The organism is Microbacterium proteolyticum (assembly GCF_029639405.1).
GTDB lineage: Bacteria > Actinomycetota > Actinomycetes > Actinomycetales > Microbacteriaceae > Microbacterium.
Window position 1 is genome coordinate 101302 of record NZ_CP121274.1, and the last position, 12959, is coordinate 114260.

The 12959-nt window shown below is 72.6% G+C and carries 15 protein-coding genes; 9 read left to right on the plus strand and 6 right to left on the minus strand.

Translation table 11 applies throughout. The annotated features are described in order from the left end of the window. Window positions 1–7 precede the first annotated feature (7 nt). Window positions 8–763, plus strand: coding sequence for a methyltransferase domain-containing protein (locus tag P8R59_RS01270; protein WP_431606871.1), 756 nt, complete (start codon window positions 8–10; stop codon window positions 761–763). Next, window positions 756–1877 (plus strand): FAD-dependent oxidoreductase, encoded by a 1122-nt coding sequence (locus tag P8R59_RS01275; RefSeq protein WP_278102381.1) that lies wholly within the window; start codon window positions 756–758, stop codon window positions 1875–1877. Before P8R59_RS01270 ends, P8R59_RS01275 begins: the two co-directional genes overlap by 8 nt. Before the next feature lie 76 nt (window positions 1878–1953). On the opposite strand, the gene P8R59_RS01280 is transcribed toward P8R59_RS01275, so the two are convergent. Both P8R59_RS01280 and P8R59_RS01285 read right to left on the minus strand, forming a co-directional pair. Beyond that, window positions 1954–2781: a UbiA family prenyltransferase gene (locus P8R59_RS01280; protein WP_278102382.1), complete on the minus strand. Its 828-nt coding sequence runs from the start codon at window positions 2779–2781 to the stop codon at window positions 1954–1956. Between the two features lie 155 nt (window positions 2782–2936). Then, a complete protein-coding gene (locus P8R59_RS01285; protein WP_278102383.1) occupies window positions 2937–4451 on the minus strand; it encodes an HNH endonuclease signature motif containing protein in 1515 nt (504 codons plus the stop codon). A 292-nt stretch (window positions 4452–4743) separates the two neighbouring features. Here P8R59_RS01285 and P8R59_RS01290 point away from each other — a divergent pair, with 292 nt between their 5' ends. The 3 genes from P8R59_RS01290 (at window position 4744) to P8R59_RS01300 (ending at window position 6552) form a co-directional block, all read left to right on the plus strand. Beyond that, on the plus strand, window positions 4744–5196 hold the full coding sequence (locus P8R59_RS01290) for an Hsp20/alpha crystallin family protein (protein WP_278102384.1): 453 nt from the start codon (window positions 4744–4746) through the stop codon (window positions 5194–5196). 175 nt (window positions 5197–5371) lie between these two features. Further along, on the plus strand, window positions 5372–6355 hold the full coding sequence (locus tag P8R59_RS01295) for an iron-containing redox enzyme family protein (protein WP_431606883.1): 984 nt from the start codon (window positions 5372–5374) through the stop codon (window positions 6353–6355). Continuing rightward, window positions 6352–6552 (plus strand): CDGSH iron-sulfur domain-containing protein, encoded by a 201-nt coding sequence (locus tag P8R59_RS01300; RefSeq protein ID WP_278102385.1) that lies wholly within the window; start codon window positions 6352–6354, stop codon window positions 6550–6552. Before P8R59_RS01295 ends, P8R59_RS01300 begins: the two co-directional genes overlap by 4 nt. 85 nt (window positions 6553–6637) lie before the next feature. On the opposite strand, the gene P8R59_RS01305 is transcribed toward P8R59_RS01300, so the two are convergent. From P8R59_RS01305 to P8R59_RS01315, 3 genes are read right to left on the minus strand one after another with little or no spacing between them, the layout of a single operon-like run. Further along, a complete protein-coding gene (locus tag P8R59_RS01305; protein WP_278102386.1) occupies window positions 6638–7213 on the minus strand; it encodes a TetR/AcrR family transcriptional regulator in 576 nt (191 codons plus the stop codon). After that, window positions 7194–8003, minus strand: a complete 810-nt coding sequence (locus P8R59_RS01310; protein ID WP_278102387.1) for an alpha/beta fold hydrolase — start codon at window positions 8001–8003, stop codon at window positions 7194–7196. Before P8R59_RS01310 ends, P8R59_RS01305 begins: the two co-directional genes overlap by 20 nt. Window positions 8004–8056: 53 nt before the next feature. Beyond that, window positions 8057–8404: a sugar ABC transporter ATPase gene (locus P8R59_RS01315; protein WP_077052706.1), complete on the minus strand. Its 348-nt coding sequence runs from the start codon at window positions 8402–8404 to the stop codon at window positions 8057–8059. Window positions 8405–8647: 243 nt separating this feature from the next. On the opposite strand from P8R59_RS01315, the gene P8R59_RS01320 reads away from it, so the two are divergent. The 4 genes from P8R59_RS01320 (at window position 8648) to P8R59_RS01335 (ending at window position 11836) form a co-directional block, all read left to right on the plus strand. Continuing rightward, window positions 8648–9577, plus strand: coding sequence for a helix-turn-helix transcriptional regulator (locus P8R59_RS01320; protein WP_278102388.1), 930 nt, complete (start codon window positions 8648–8650; stop codon window positions 9575–9577). A gap of 105 nt (window positions 9578–9682) precedes the next feature. After that, on the plus strand, window positions 9683–10009 hold the full coding sequence (locus tag P8R59_RS01325) for an ATP-dependent DNA ligase (RefSeq protein WP_077052215.1): 327 nt from the start codon (window positions 9683–9685) through the stop codon (window positions 10007–10009). A gap of 68 nt (window positions 10010–10077) precedes the next feature. Beyond that, window positions 10078–11283, plus strand: coding sequence for an NAD(P)/FAD-dependent oxidoreductase (locus tag P8R59_RS01330; RefSeq protein WP_278102389.1), 1206 nt, complete (start codon window positions 10078–10080; stop codon window positions 11281–11283). A gap of 100 nt (window positions 11284–11383) precedes the next feature. Beyond that, the gene (locus P8R59_RS01335; RefSeq protein WP_278102390.1) at window positions 11384–11836 is read left to right on the plus strand and encodes an SRPBCC family protein; all 453 of its coding nucleotides are present in this window, start codon (window positions 11384–11386) and stop codon (window positions 11834–11836) included. Window positions 11837–11903: 67 nt separating this feature from the next. Here the strand turns inward: P8R59_RS01335 and P8R59_RS01340 are convergent, their stop codons facing one another. Beyond that, a complete protein-coding gene (locus P8R59_RS01340; protein ID WP_278102391.1) occupies window positions 11904–12896 on the minus strand; it encodes an aldo/keto reductase in 993 nt (330 codons plus the stop codon). Window positions 12897–12959 lie beyond the last annotated feature (63 nt).

Genomic DNA, 12959 nt, shown 5'->3' on the forward strand with positions numbered 1-12959 from the left:
CCCGCGGATGCACCAGACACGCCGTGGGAGAGGGACGCCGGTGAGCGCCGGAGGCTGGGCACGACTCGACGCACGAGACACCGCCCTCCTCGAGCTCATGGACGACCCCGACTGCGATCCGCGCCGTCTCGCCGCGACGTATCGTCGGTTCGATCTGGTCAACCGTGCCGTGTCCGGCTGGGGCGGGGTGTACCGCGCGCACGTGCGCCCCCGGCTTCGCGCCCTCGGCCGGCGGGGTCGCGTCCTCGACCTCGGGTGCGGCGGCGGTGACGTCGTGGTGCGTCTCGCCGGGCTCGCCGCGCGCGACGGACTCGAGGTCGAGTGGGTCGGCGCGGATCCCGATCCGCGTGCACTCCGATCCGCTCGGGAGCGCGAACGCCCGGGTGTCCGGTTCGTCTCGCGCGGTTCGTCGGAACTGCTCGCCGACGGGGAGAGGTTCGACATCGTGCTGTCCAATCACGTGCTCCATCATCTCGACGCCGCGCAGCTGCGCGGGTTCGTGGACGACTCGCGGGCGCTCGCCCGGTCCGCCGTGCTGCACGCCGACATCGCTCGAGGACGACTGGCGTACGCGCTCTACGCGATCGGGGTGACGCCGCTCGCACCCGGAACGTTCCTCCGCACCGACGGACTGCGCTCCATCCGCCGCAGCTACCGGGCCGAGGAACTCGCCCGCACGCTCGGAGAACCCTGGCGTGTCCAGACTCCGGCACCGTTCCGCGTGCTCGCCGTCGCCGACGGGATGGCGGGGGCTCATGGCTGACGTCCTCGTGGTGGGGGCGGGTCCGGTCGGGCTGGCGCTCGCCGCCGACCTCCGCGTGCGCGGCGTCGACGTCGCCATCGTGGAGCGACGAACGGGGTTGGATGCCGGGACGCGGGCGATCGGCATCCACTCCCCCTCCCTCGCGCACCTCGAGGCCTCCGGCGCGACCGACGCGCTTCTGGCCCGGGCCGTGCGCATCGGCCGCGGCGAGGCCCGCGCGGACGGCCGCACGCTCGCGACGATCCGATTCGATCGGCTGCGGGCGCGGCATCCGTTCGTCGCCGCGCTTCCCCAGTCGGACACCGTCGACGTGCTCACGGAGCTTGCGCCGGCGGTCTCGCGGGGCGTGCGCGTGACCGCGGTCCGCGAGGACGGCGCGGGAGTACGCGTGCAGGCGGTCGGTCCGACGGGCGAGGTGGATCTTCGCGCCGGGATCGTGGTGGTCGCATCGGGGTGGGCCGGGCGCGAGCTCGTGTATCGCCCGGGCGCCGTGCACACGCACCACTACTCCGACCGGTACGCGATGGTCGATGTCGCCGCCCCGGGCGATGCGACCGCGCTCGTGCACCTCGAGCGCGGCGGCGTGGTCGAGTCGTTCCCGTTGCCCGGAGGCAGACGGCGTCTCGTGGCGTGGGCGGGGAAGGCGGATGTCCCGGATGCCGCGGAGTTCCTCCGTGCGGCGCTGGCCGATCGTGTGGGGCTCGATGTGGACACGTCGACGGCGTCGACGTTCCGCGTGCGGCGCGCCGTGGCTCCCGCGCTGCGGAGGGGGCGGGTGATCGTCGTCGGCGACGCGGCGCACGAGGTCAGCCCGATCGGCGGTCAGGGCATGAACCTCGGCCTGCTGGATGCCCTCACCCTTTCTCCCCTGCTGGCGGAGTGGGTGCGCGGGACCGAACCACGACGGCTGGCCGCGTGGGAACAGGGACGTCTGGCGTCTGTCCGGCACGCCGCCCGTCTGGCGTTCCTGAACACGATGCTGGGGCGAGGCGCCTCGGCGCCCGGGCACGCGACCCGATCGGTGGCGCTGCGCACCGTGCTCCGCGGCCCGGGGGCGGCGGCGTTCACGCGCGCCTATGCGATGGACTTCGACGCCGCCGCGCGAGGCGGCTGAGCGCAGGGGCCTAGGGGCGTCCCGGGTCTCGGCGGGCCGAGCCGAGGCGGAGGGTCACGATCGGCAGGCCGTGCACTCACGTGATGACGAGCTGTGCCGCCAGCAGCAGCGCCGCGAGCATGGTCAGTCGGAACACCGCGCGCCCGGGCGGCCGTGCCACGGCGAGGGCGATCGTCGCGACCGCGACGAGCACGACCGCGCCGAAGAACACACCTCCGACGACACCTCCGCCCGACCCTGCGAAGACGGCGACGGCGCCCAGCACGATCCCCGCCGCAGCGGCGACGACGCTGACGCGGGCGCCGAGCCGGTGCGGCAATCCGCGCACCCCGGTCGCACGGTCGTCGTCGAGATCGCGGACGACGTTCGTCAGGTGCACTGCGGCGCCCAGTGCCGCCCCCGCGAGCGAGGCCCACGGCGCGGCGAGCGCGGGAGCCGGCAGCGCGAGGGTCGGGAACGAGGGGAACAGACCGAAGCTGACCAGGAACGGCACGATCGACAGCGGCGTGGACTTCAGCCCCGCGTTGTAGGCCCAGGCCGAGGCGAGCGCGAGCGCGTGGGCGGCGACGAGTCCCGGTCCGAGCGGCGCCGAAAGCGCGAGAGCCAGGGCGAGGGATGCCACCGCCACCCCGAGCGCCCGTTCCGGGGTGAGCGCTCCGCTGGCGACCGGCTTGTCGGTGCGTCCAACGGCGACGTCGCGGCCGGCGTCGATCGCGTCGTTCGACAGCCCGACGGAGACCTGACCTGCGAACACGGCGACGACGAGCAGCAGCAGACGCCACGGCTCGAGACCGGCGGCGACGCCGAGCGCCAGCGACAGGGTCGTGACGACGAGCGTCGGTCCGGGATGCGTCGCACCCCAGAGCGCCCGCACGAGCGGTGTCTTCGCGGGGGCATCGGGCACGTGACGACGGTACCGCCTCCCGCGCGCCCGGGGCGGGCGGCCCGTCACGGCCCCAGGGAACTATCGCCTCCAGGAATAGCGGCGCTCGGAAGCAGCAGCGCTCGGAAACAGCAGCGCGCTCGAGGTCAGCGGCAGGCCCGAAGTCTGTTCCGTGCTCACGGACCCGCCGTCTCGTCATCATCGACCCGCTTCTCCCAGGGGAGTGGGTTGGGTGCGAATCGAACACTGGCGGGTGGGACGGCGGAGGGATACGGATCGGGGTGGTCGGTGTAGACGCGGCCGGTGGGTGAGGTCCATTCGAGGAGTCCGTCGGGGAGCTGCGTCACGCTCCAGCGCGTGAACTGCTTCTGCGTGTGGTGCCGTTGGCACAGGCAGGCGAGATTGCGGACGTCGGTGGTCCCGCCGTGCGCCCAGTCGGTGGTGTGGTCGATCTCGCAACGGATCGCGGGAGCAGTGCACCCGGGCCATCGGCAGCGGCGGTCACGGGCACGCAGGTGCCGGTCGATCGCGGTGGTGCGGTGGTAGGTGTCGGTGTGCAGGACGGCGCCGGTGACGGGGTGGGTGATCACCCGATCCCAGGGGACGCGGGTGGCCTCGGCGAGGCGCCGTGCGGTTTCCGCATCGATGGGACCGCGGCCGACGAGCTCGGCCGGAGCCGCGTTCTCCCCTCCCGGCGCGAGCATGGTCATGGCCGGCACGACGACCTGGACCCTCGCGCGGATCTTGCCGAGGGTGCCGGGTCCGTCGTCGGGTCGGGTGGGGTCGAGAGTCGGGTCGCCGGTGAGGAGCATGTCGGCGAACACGTCCGCCCGCACCTGGTCCATCGTGCGCGTATCCGGCTTCGGGAGGACGGGACCGGCGACCGGGTCGCCGTCGACGGCACCGTCACCGCTCGCCCGGCCCGTCGGCGACGGAGTCCCCCCTCGGGTGACCCCGCCCGTCGAGGCCATGTCGCCGGAGGCGGCATCGCCGAGTGCGTCGCCCGCCTTCGCGTCCCGCGCCGCGTCCACGATGACCCGGGCCTGCTGCGTCACCCGGTCGTGGATCGCTTCGGCGAGCACGGTCGGGAGGGTCGCGATCAGATCCGACATGCCCTCCGCCGCCGGGACCACGCGCACGCACCGCAACTCGCGCGCGGCCCGGTGGCGCTCGGTGACCGTCCGCGGATGCAACCTCTGCGCGGCCACGGCGAGCCGGCTCTTCAACCGGCCCGGACTGGACGCCTCCCCCGCGAGGGACACGGCCTCGGCATCGAAGACCGCCCTCCGTTCCACCGGCAGCCCCGCCCCGGCGTCCGCGATCACCCGCACATACCGCCGCGATATCGCCCCGCTCTCCCACGCCGCGACGGTTCGCGGGAACGACTCCACCAGCGTCATCGCGTCGTCGATGTCGCGCTGCACCGTCCGATCCGACCCCCGGCACGCGGCCGCCACCTCGGACGCCACCTCCCGCAACGCCATCTCCGCGGCTCGCACCGACGCCCGTGTCGTCGCCGCGGCATCCAGCGCGAGTCGTCCGACCGCGGCCAACGCCCGTACGCGCGCGACCTCCGCCGACGCGACCGCAGCCTCGGCGACGACGACATCCGCGACCAGACCCGCCAACACCCCCACGTCGATCGCCACGACCCTCGACCCGGACGGCTCGGGCGAAACATTCGAAGACATATCCGAACGCTGAACGAAACCCACGACGTTTCCCAGATCAGGTGGCAAATCTGTGAACAACTTCCGACCTGCGAGACCTGTGCAGAAGGGGCGCACGGCCCGCGACATCGCAGCGACGACGCGGCGCCCACCGCGCGCCCCGACGACGCGACGACCGCCACGCAACACGCACCTGAACTCTTGGCACTCTCCCTACGAGAGTGCTAATCTGACACCAAGTTGAGCGACAGAGGCTCAACTTCAATGAACCTTCCGGATGCCGCATCCGGACCGATCGAAAAGGAGAACGACCATGGCCACCTACGACCCCTTCCGCGACCTCGACCGCCTCGCGTCGACGCTCCTCGACGCCCGCCGCGGCGGACCGCGACGCATGCCGATGGACCTGTACCGCGACGGCGACCACTACGTCCTGTCCGCCGACCTTCCGGGCGTCGACCCGGGCTCGGTCGACATCGACGTCGACGGTCAGCTGCTCACGATCCGCGCCGAGCGCACCCTCGCCGCGGGTGACGACGTCAAGTGGATCACGCGCGAGCGAGAGACCGCGTCGTTCGTCCGACAGCTGAACCTCGGCCAGGGCATCGACACCGAGCGCATCAGCGCCGCCTACCGCAATGGAGTGCTCTCCGTCACGATCCCCGTGAGCGAGAAGGCGAAGCCGCGTCGGATCGCGGTGTCCACCGACGACGCCGGCGACGTGATCGAGGCTCACGAGAGCACCCCGCAGCCGATCGAGCAGTGAGCACCCCGGAGGGGGCGGCCGACGGGTCGCCCCCTCCGCCCGTGTCAAGGCCCTCGGCGATCCGGAGCGCTGCCCGCAGAGTGCTCCGGTGTCCGCGACCCTCTCCCCCCACGATCCGCCGGCCGCCATCGACGCCGATGACGTGCCCGCCCTTCCCTTCACTCCGCGCGGCCCGGTGAGCGCCGCCGTCCTGCACCACCTCGGCGTGGGCGCGGCGACGAACCACACGGTCCTCGCCGACGCGGCCGCCGCCGCGTCGCCCGACGTCGAGACCGACGACGACCTTCAGCTCGCCCTCTTCGCGCTGTACGCCTCGGCCTACGGGTCGGTCTCGGCGTTCGACCCCGAGCTCGAGTGGGAGCCGTCGCTCATCGCCACCCGCGGCGTCATCGAGCGGGCGTTCGAGGCCGCGCTGCGAGCGCGTATCCTCCCGCCCGAACTCCCGGCGGCGACCGCGGATGCCGTGGCCCGCGCGCTCTTCACCCTGACCGCCGCCGACGGCGGTCCGAGCCTCTCGCGCCACCTCGCGAAGAAGGCGACCCTCGACCAGGCGCACGAGTTCCTCGTGCACCGCTCGGTCTATACGCTGCGGGAGGCCGATCCGCACTCCTGGGCGATCCCGCGCCTGGCCGGACGCCCGAAAGCCGCGCTCGTGGAGATCCAGTCCGACGAGTACGGCGGCGGCAACCCCGAGCGCGTCCACGCCGAGCTCTTCGCCCGTGCCGTGCGCGCGGCCGGGCTCTCCGACGCCTATGGCGCCTACGTCGACGACGTGCCCGCCGTGACCCTGGCATCTCACAATGCGATGTCGATGTTCGGCCTCAACCGGCGCCTCCTCGGCGCGATCGTCGGACACCTCGCGGCGTTCGAGATGACGTCCTCGATCCCGAACCGCCTGTACGCCGAGGGATTGCGTCGACTGGGCTTCGATGACGACGTGTGCGGCTACTTCGACGAGCACGTCGAAGCCGACGCGGTGCACGAGCAGATCGCGGCCCGCGACCTCGCCGGCACCCTCGCCGAGGACCGCCCCGATCTGCTCCCCGACATCCTGTTCGGCGCCGCCGTCTGCCTGAGCGTCGATGGTCGCGTGGGCGAGCACCTGCTCGATGCCTGGGGGCGTGGCGCGTCCTCACTGCGCCCCGAGGACGCCCGGTGACCGCCGAGCGTCCGCGCATCACGGCCTATCCCGACGGTCCTCTGCTCGTGCGCGGAGACGTGGACCTGCGCGACGCCGACGGCGCCCCGATCGATAAGCGCCGGCGCACGGTGGCGCTGTGCCGGTGCGGCCTGTCCACGATCAAGCCGTTCTGCGACGGGACGCACAAGCCCGCCGGGTTCCGCACCGACGACTGACCCATCCGTCGCGGACGGTCCGCGCGACCCGGCATCCTGAGCCCGATCGCCCACGCCGGAGTCGTTCCCGCCGACGGGGATGCCGTCACTTCGCCGCGCGCTCGCCGTCCACGGGCCGGGAGAGTTCGGCATCCAGCGCGTCGACGAGGCGCGCGAAGGTCTCGTCCACCGACTCGGGCTGACGGAAACCGCCGACCCTCTCCAGATCGGTGAACCCGTGCAGAGCCGAACGGACGTACCGGATGCGGTGGACGTCGGCCGCCCCCGCGCCGTACCCGGCGAGCGCCCGGGTGATCTCGTCTACGACCTCGGCCGCCGCCTGCTCCCACTCGGGACCGGTCCCCCCGCGCTGGGCGAGTTCGTACATGCCGGGACGCTCGCGTGCGAAACCCCGGTAGGCCGCGGCCAGCGCCGCGAGGGCGTCGCGGGACGACACCCCGCGCGACGATCGCGCGAGGGCGTCGCCGAAGGCGCGGGTGGCGGCGAGCGCGAGGCGATCCGTCAGATCGCCGAGACCGCCGACGTGCTTGTACAGGCTAGGAGCGGCGACGCCGAGGGCGGCGGCGACGCGGGAGAGCGTCAGGGATGCCACTCCTTCGGCGTCGACGAGCTCGGCGGCGCGGCGGACGACGACGTCGGCGTCAAGACCGGCCCGCGGCACCGGTCACCTCCGCGAGGAGCATGAGCACCCGGTCGGCGACGACGTCGGGAGCCTCGAGCATCGGCGCGTGGCCCACGCCGGGGACGAGCTGGACGTCGGCGGAGAGCTCGCCGGCGAGCCAGGCGGCCTCGGCGGCGGGGTCCTTCCAGTCGGGGTCCGCCTCTCCCATCAGGACGAGCGCGGGAGCGGTGACGCGCGGCAGGAACGGCGCGACGACGGAGTGATCGACGCGCGTGGTGCGGGAGAACGCCCGCCACCGTCCGGGCCGCGCGAGTCGGCGCGACAGGTGTGCGGCCCGTTCGCGCGCACCGACGCCGAGTCCCGGCCACAGCGACGCGGAGTAGCCGCGCCAGACGGCCGGCCCCCAGGGACGGGCGAGCAGCACGCGCAGGAGCATCCCGAGCGCGGCGTTGCCGTTGCGGGCGAAGGGCCCGAGCAGCACGAGGGCGCTCACAAGATCGGGGCGCTCGCCGGCCGCGATGATCGCGGCACCGGCGCTCATCGAGGCCCCCGCGATCACCGCCGGTCCCTCGCCGAGACGCTCGATCACGGCCACGAGGTCGTTCGCGGTCGCACGGTCGCCGTACTCGGCGAAGCTCGTATCGCTGTCGCCGTGCCCGCGCAGATCGACGAGCGCCACCCGGTACCCGGCCGATACGAGCCGGTCGGCGAGGGGCCCGAACGCGTCGCGCTCGTCGCCCATCGCGGGCGAGCACGCCACGAGGGGGCCCTGTCCGCGAACCTCGACGGCCAGTCGCCCGCCGCCCACCTGCACTTGGCTAATGTCCATAGCCATAAGCTACGCCTATTAGCCAGTAACGGCAAGCGCCGATCGCGGCAGCCTCAGAGGTCCTCCGGCGCGAGGTCTCCCTGGCCCTCCTCGCCGAGCTCGACCACACCCGGATCCTGGCCCTGCGAGTCAGTGCCGGTGGACTCCGGGTGCACGTCCTCCAGCGGGATGTCGGCGTCGTCGGCCGGGATCTCGGCCGGATCGGCACCCGTCGCCGTGGCGGGGTCGAGGTCTGCGGGATCGACGCCCTCGTCGAGTGCGGTCGTGGCATCCCACTCCGCCTGTGCAGGATCCAGCGTCGGGTCGGGCTCGATCGAGGTGTCGCCGTCGCGCAGAGGCTGAACGCCGGCCACGCCGTCGGAGGCGGCCGGGATGGTCTGGTCGGAAGAAGTGTCGCTCATGGGTGTCCCTTCGATCGTGCGTGCGTCGGGCGCACGCGCCGCCACGACGGGCGACTCCCCCATCCCAGCCTCCGGCCACACCGACCCACGCCCCCCTTGACAGCGCGCCCGCCCCCCGCGCGCTCCCCCGGTTTCGCTCCGAGGCCGAATCCTCGCGCGGCCCGTCCCGCGGCACGTCCGACCTCGACGGCGGGGGCAAGATAACCGGGATGCCGCGGACCGCACACCGCGGAGGAGGGTCGCATGGGGGAAGTCCTCACCGTCAACGCCACCGGCGCTCGCGACGTCGAGACGGTGTGGCAGCAGTTCATCCCCAGCGCCCGACTCGAGCACGTCGATCCGCTGCGCGTGCGGTTCCGCTGGACGTCGATCGACACGGGGGCGTTCTCGCTCGTGCAGTACTCGCTGCGCGCCGACGTGCGGTCCTCCATCCACCTCGACGACCAGATCATGGCCTGCCAGCTCGCCGCCCTCGACGCCCGCATGACGACGGAGGGTCATTCGCTCGACGCCCGGCAGCCGTGGATCACGGGCGACAGGGCGATGCAGGCGCGCTGGAGCGGCACCGGGAAGGTGCGGGCCTTCCTCTTCGACCGGACATCGGCCGAGCGGATCGCCCGTGCGGTCTCGGGCGAAGACCGCCTCGTGCTGCGCTCGATCGATCCGGTCGCGCGCGACCGCACCCTCGCCGCACAGTGGGAGCGCAGCTTCGGGTACGTGGCATCCGCCCTCGCCGTCGGGCACGAGCAGCCACTGATCGCCGCCGAGCTGGAACGGCACGCCCTGATCTCCACGCTCACGACCTTCTCCACCACCTACCTCGAGGCCCTGGACCGCACCGCCCAGCGCGCGGCCGCACCGCGGACCGTCCGACGGGCGCTCGCGTTCATCGACGCACACGCGCACGAGCCGATCACCGTCGACGACATCGCCGCGGCGGCGGGCATCTCGACGCGGGGGCTCCAGCACACGTTCCGCCGCGCCCTGGGCGTCACACCCTCCGAGCAGCTGCGCACGGTCCGCCTCGCCGCCGCGCACCGCGACCTGCAGAACGCCGGCGCGACGGTGGGCGAGGTGTCCCGCCGGTGGGGGTTCTCCAGCCCGTCGCGGTTCGCGCGGTTCTACCGCGACATGTACGGGCTCAACCCCGCCCAGACCGCCCGCATGTTCTGACGCCCGTCGCATTCCGTGTCGTGATGGCGCGAAAGGTCTGCGGCGGCGGCCGGAGAGGGGGGAACGGGGCACAGTGACGAGGTTGGGCGACGAAAGGGATCGATCGTGGGGAAGTTCATGTACGAGGGAGCGGTCCGCGCCGATTTCGAGGACCGCGTGCTCGCCCACCTCCAGATCGTGATCGGGAACAAGCTGCGTCGTGGCGAGCCGTTCTACTTCCAGTGGAAGGACGACGTCAGCACGGGCGGGGGCCGCACATCGGTATGGCTGCACCCGCGCGCGAGCATCGTGTTCAAGTTCCACGGCGGCCGCCCGCCGGCACTGAACCGCAGTTGGCTCGAGGCGCTCATGACGATGGCGAACTCCCCCACCGGGTTGTACGTCGTCCCCGAGCCGGCCGAGGATGCCCTGACGGCAGACCCCTTCGGCTGACCCCGCTGTCAACCCGCTCGCCTCCCGGGCCGCCCCGGGGTTCCCTGACGGGAACGGAAGGATGCCGCATGCCGCACACACCCTCACCCGAGACGCGGATCGTGGTGATCGGGGGCGGGAACGCCGGGCTCTCGATCGCCGGACGCCTGCACAACGCGCGCCTCGGGAACGTCACGGTGGTCGAGCCCCGGGAGCAGCACGTCTACGCACCGCTGCAGTCCCACATCGCCGGGGGCACCGCCCGGGCCTCGCGGGCCGTGCGCCGGCAGGCCGACGTGATCCCGCCCGGGGTGCGGTGGCTGCGGGACGAGGCCTTCACCGTCGATCCCGCCGCCCGCCGCGTGCACCTCGTGTCGGGCGGGCGCCTCGACTACGACCAGCTCGTCGTGGCGGCGGGTCTCCGGCTGGCGTGGGAGGCGATTCCGGGCCTCCCCGAGGCCATGACCCAGCCCGAGGGCGTGTCGAACTACGACCTCGACCTGGCTGTGAAGGCGTCCACGGTGCTGCGCGATCTTCGTCGCGGCACCGTCGTATTCACGCAGCCGCCGGAGCCGGCCTCGTGCGGCGCGGCCGCGCAGAAGCCGTTGTACCTCGCGTGCGACTGGTGGCGCGCGCTCGGGGTCCTCGACGACATCCGCGTCGTCCTCGTGCTCCCCGACCCCGTGCCCTTCGGCATCCCCGACATCGATCGCGAGCTCCACCGGGTACTCGACGGGTACGGCGTCGAGGTGCGGTACTCCCGCGAGGTGAGAAGCGTGGATGCCACCTCCCGCACGCTCACGATCGGTCACGGCGACGACGAGGAGACGCTCTCCTACGACGTGCTGCACGCCGTCCCGCCGCAGCGCGCGCCCGAGTGGATCGCCGGGAGCGGGCTCGCCGACCCGGACGACCCGCACGGCTTCGTGGACGTCGACCCCGAAACGCTCCAGCATCGCCGCTTCCCCGACGTCTGGTCGCTCGGCGACTCCGCCCGCGTCGCGACCCGTCCCTCGGGCGGGGCGATCCGGCCGCAGGCGAAGGTGCTCGCGAAGAACCTGCGGGCGGTCCTGCGCGGAGCCGCCCCGCGTGCGCGGTACGACGGCTACAGCGTCGTCCCGTTCACCGTCTCGCGCGGAACCGTCGTCTTCGCGGAGTTCGACCGCCGGGGAAAGCCGCAGCCGACGGTTCCGTTCTGGCGCTCGCTGTCGCGCGAGCGGCGTTCGACCTGGATCGCGGATCGGCGGATCCTGCCCTGGGTGTACTGGCACCTGATCCTGCGCGGTCGAGCCTGAGGCGCCCATAGGCCACATCCGCCGATCCCTCAACCCCGGGGTCGGCGGGAGGTTTCCCGCGAAGACTGGCCCCAGCCCCGGATCACCGAGAGAGGACATCATGGCCCAGGTCATCGAAACCATCGACGTCGACGTTCCCGTCCGCGTCGCCTACAACCAGTGGACGCAGTTCGAGGAGTTCCCCCACTTCATGGGCTTCGTCGAGTCCATCACGCAGAAGACCGACACGCTCACGCACTGGAAGGTCAAGATCGCCGGCGCGGAGCGCGAGTTCGACGCCGAGATCACCGAGCAGCACCCCGACGAGCGCGTCGCGTGGAACAGCGTCGGCGGGGACGAGAACCACGCCGGCGTCGTCACGTTCCACCGTCTCTCGGACGACGAGACCCGGGTGACCGTGCAGATCGACTGGGAGCCGACCGGGCTCCTCGAGAAGGCCGGCGCCGTGCTCGGCGCCGACGACCGTTCGGTGAAGAAGGACCTCGAGCACTTCAAGGAGTACATCGAGTCGCGCGGCGCCGAGTCCGGAGCGTGGCGCGGCGACGTCAGCTGACGTCCCTCCCCTGCAACACGGATGCCGGACCCCCTCGGGGTCCGGCATCCGTCGTGTCAGGGGCGGCTCACCACTGGGGGTGGATCTCGGCGCGCAGGCGGCGGTCGTAGACATCCCGCACGAGCGTGTCGAAGGCCGCGACGTCGAAGCCCCCGTCGAGCAGGTCGGCGGCCGCGGCGTTGGCGGTGGCCTGCTCAGCCGATCGGGCACCCGGGATGACCGATGTCACGCCCTCGCGCGACGCGATCCACGCGAGCGTCGCGGCGGGCAGCGTCACGCCCTCGGGGAGTGCGGCCTTCAGCTCGTCGGCCGCGGCGACGCCCTCGGCGAAGGGCACGCCCGAGAACGTCTCGCCCTTGTCGAACGCCTCGCCGTTGCGGTTGTAGGTGCGGTGATCGTCCTTGTCGAACGTCGTGTCGACGGAGTACTTCCCCGACAGCAGCCCGCTGGCGAGGGGGACCCGCGCGAACACCGCGACGCCCTTCTCCGCGGCGAGCGGGAGCACCTCGTCGAGCGGCTTCAGGCGGAACGGGTTGAAGATGATCTGCAGGTTGGTCAGGTTCGGGCGCCGCAGCGCCGAGAGCGCCTGATCCATCGTCTCGACCGAGACGCCGTAGGCGGCGATGACGCCCTCGGACACGAGCTGGTCGAGCGCGTCGTACGTCGCATCGTCGTCGATCACGGCCGACGGCGGGCAGTGCAGCTGCACGAGGTCGAGCGTGTCCTGGGCGAGCAGGCGGCGCGACCGCTCGGTCCACGCGCGGAAGTTCTCCATCGTGTAGTTCTCGGGCACCTGGTCTTCGCGACGCCCCATCTTGGTCGCCACGGTGATGCCCGCGGCATCCGAGGTCTGCAGGAACGCGCCGATGAGCTCTTCCGACCGCCCGTCGCCGTACACGTCGGCCGTGTCGAAGAGGGTCACGCCGGCGTCGACCGACGCGCCCAGCACCTGCATCGCCGCGTCTTCGCTCACCCCACCCCAGTCGGGCCCGAGCTGCCAGGTGCCGAGGCCGATGGCGGAGACCTCGCGGCCGGTGCGGGAGAGGGGACGCTGCTGCATTGCGGTTCCTTTCGGGGGTCTCCCCGAGCCTATCCAGCCCCTCCGACACCCGGGCCACCGCGC

Coding starts and splice junctions, on each gene's coding strand:
- P8R59_RS01270 (WP_431606871.1), top strand. CDS start 8: ATGCACCAGACACGCCGTGGGAGAGGGACGCCGGTGAGCGCCGGAGGC.
- P8R59_RS01275 (WP_278102381.1), top strand. CDS start 756: ATGGCTGACGTCCTCGTGGTGGGGGCGGGTCCGGTCGGGCTGGCGCTC.
- P8R59_RS01285 (WP_278102383.1), bottom strand. CDS start 4,451: ATGTCTTCGAATGTTTCGCCCGAGCCGTCCGGGTCGAGGGTCGTGGCG.
- P8R59_RS01290 (WP_278102384.1), top strand. CDS start 4,744: ATGGCCACCTACGACCCCTTCCGCGACCTCGACCGCCTCGCGTCGACG.
- P8R59_RS01310 (WP_278102387.1), bottom strand. CDS start 8,003: ATGGACATTAGCCAAGTGCAGGTGGGCGGCGGGCGACTGGCCGTCGAG.
- P8R59_RS01315 (WP_077052706.1), bottom strand. CDS start 8,404: ATGAGCGACACTTCTTCCGACCAGACCATCCCGGCCGCCTCCGACGGC.
- P8R59_RS01320 (WP_278102388.1), top strand. CDS start 8,648: ATGGGGGAAGTCCTCACCGTCAACGCCACCGGCGCTCGCGACGTCGAG.
- P8R59_RS01330 (WP_278102389.1), top strand. CDS start 10,078: ATGCCGCACACACCCTCACCCGAGACGCGGATCGTGGTGATCGGGGGC.
- P8R59_RS01335 (WP_278102390.1), top strand. CDS start 11,384: ATGGCCCAGGTCATCGAAACCATCGACGTCGACGTTCCCGTCCGCGTC.
- P8R59_RS01340 (WP_278102391.1), bottom strand. CDS start 12,896: ATGCAGCAGCGTCCCCTCTCCCGCACCGGCCGCGAGGTCTCCGCCATC.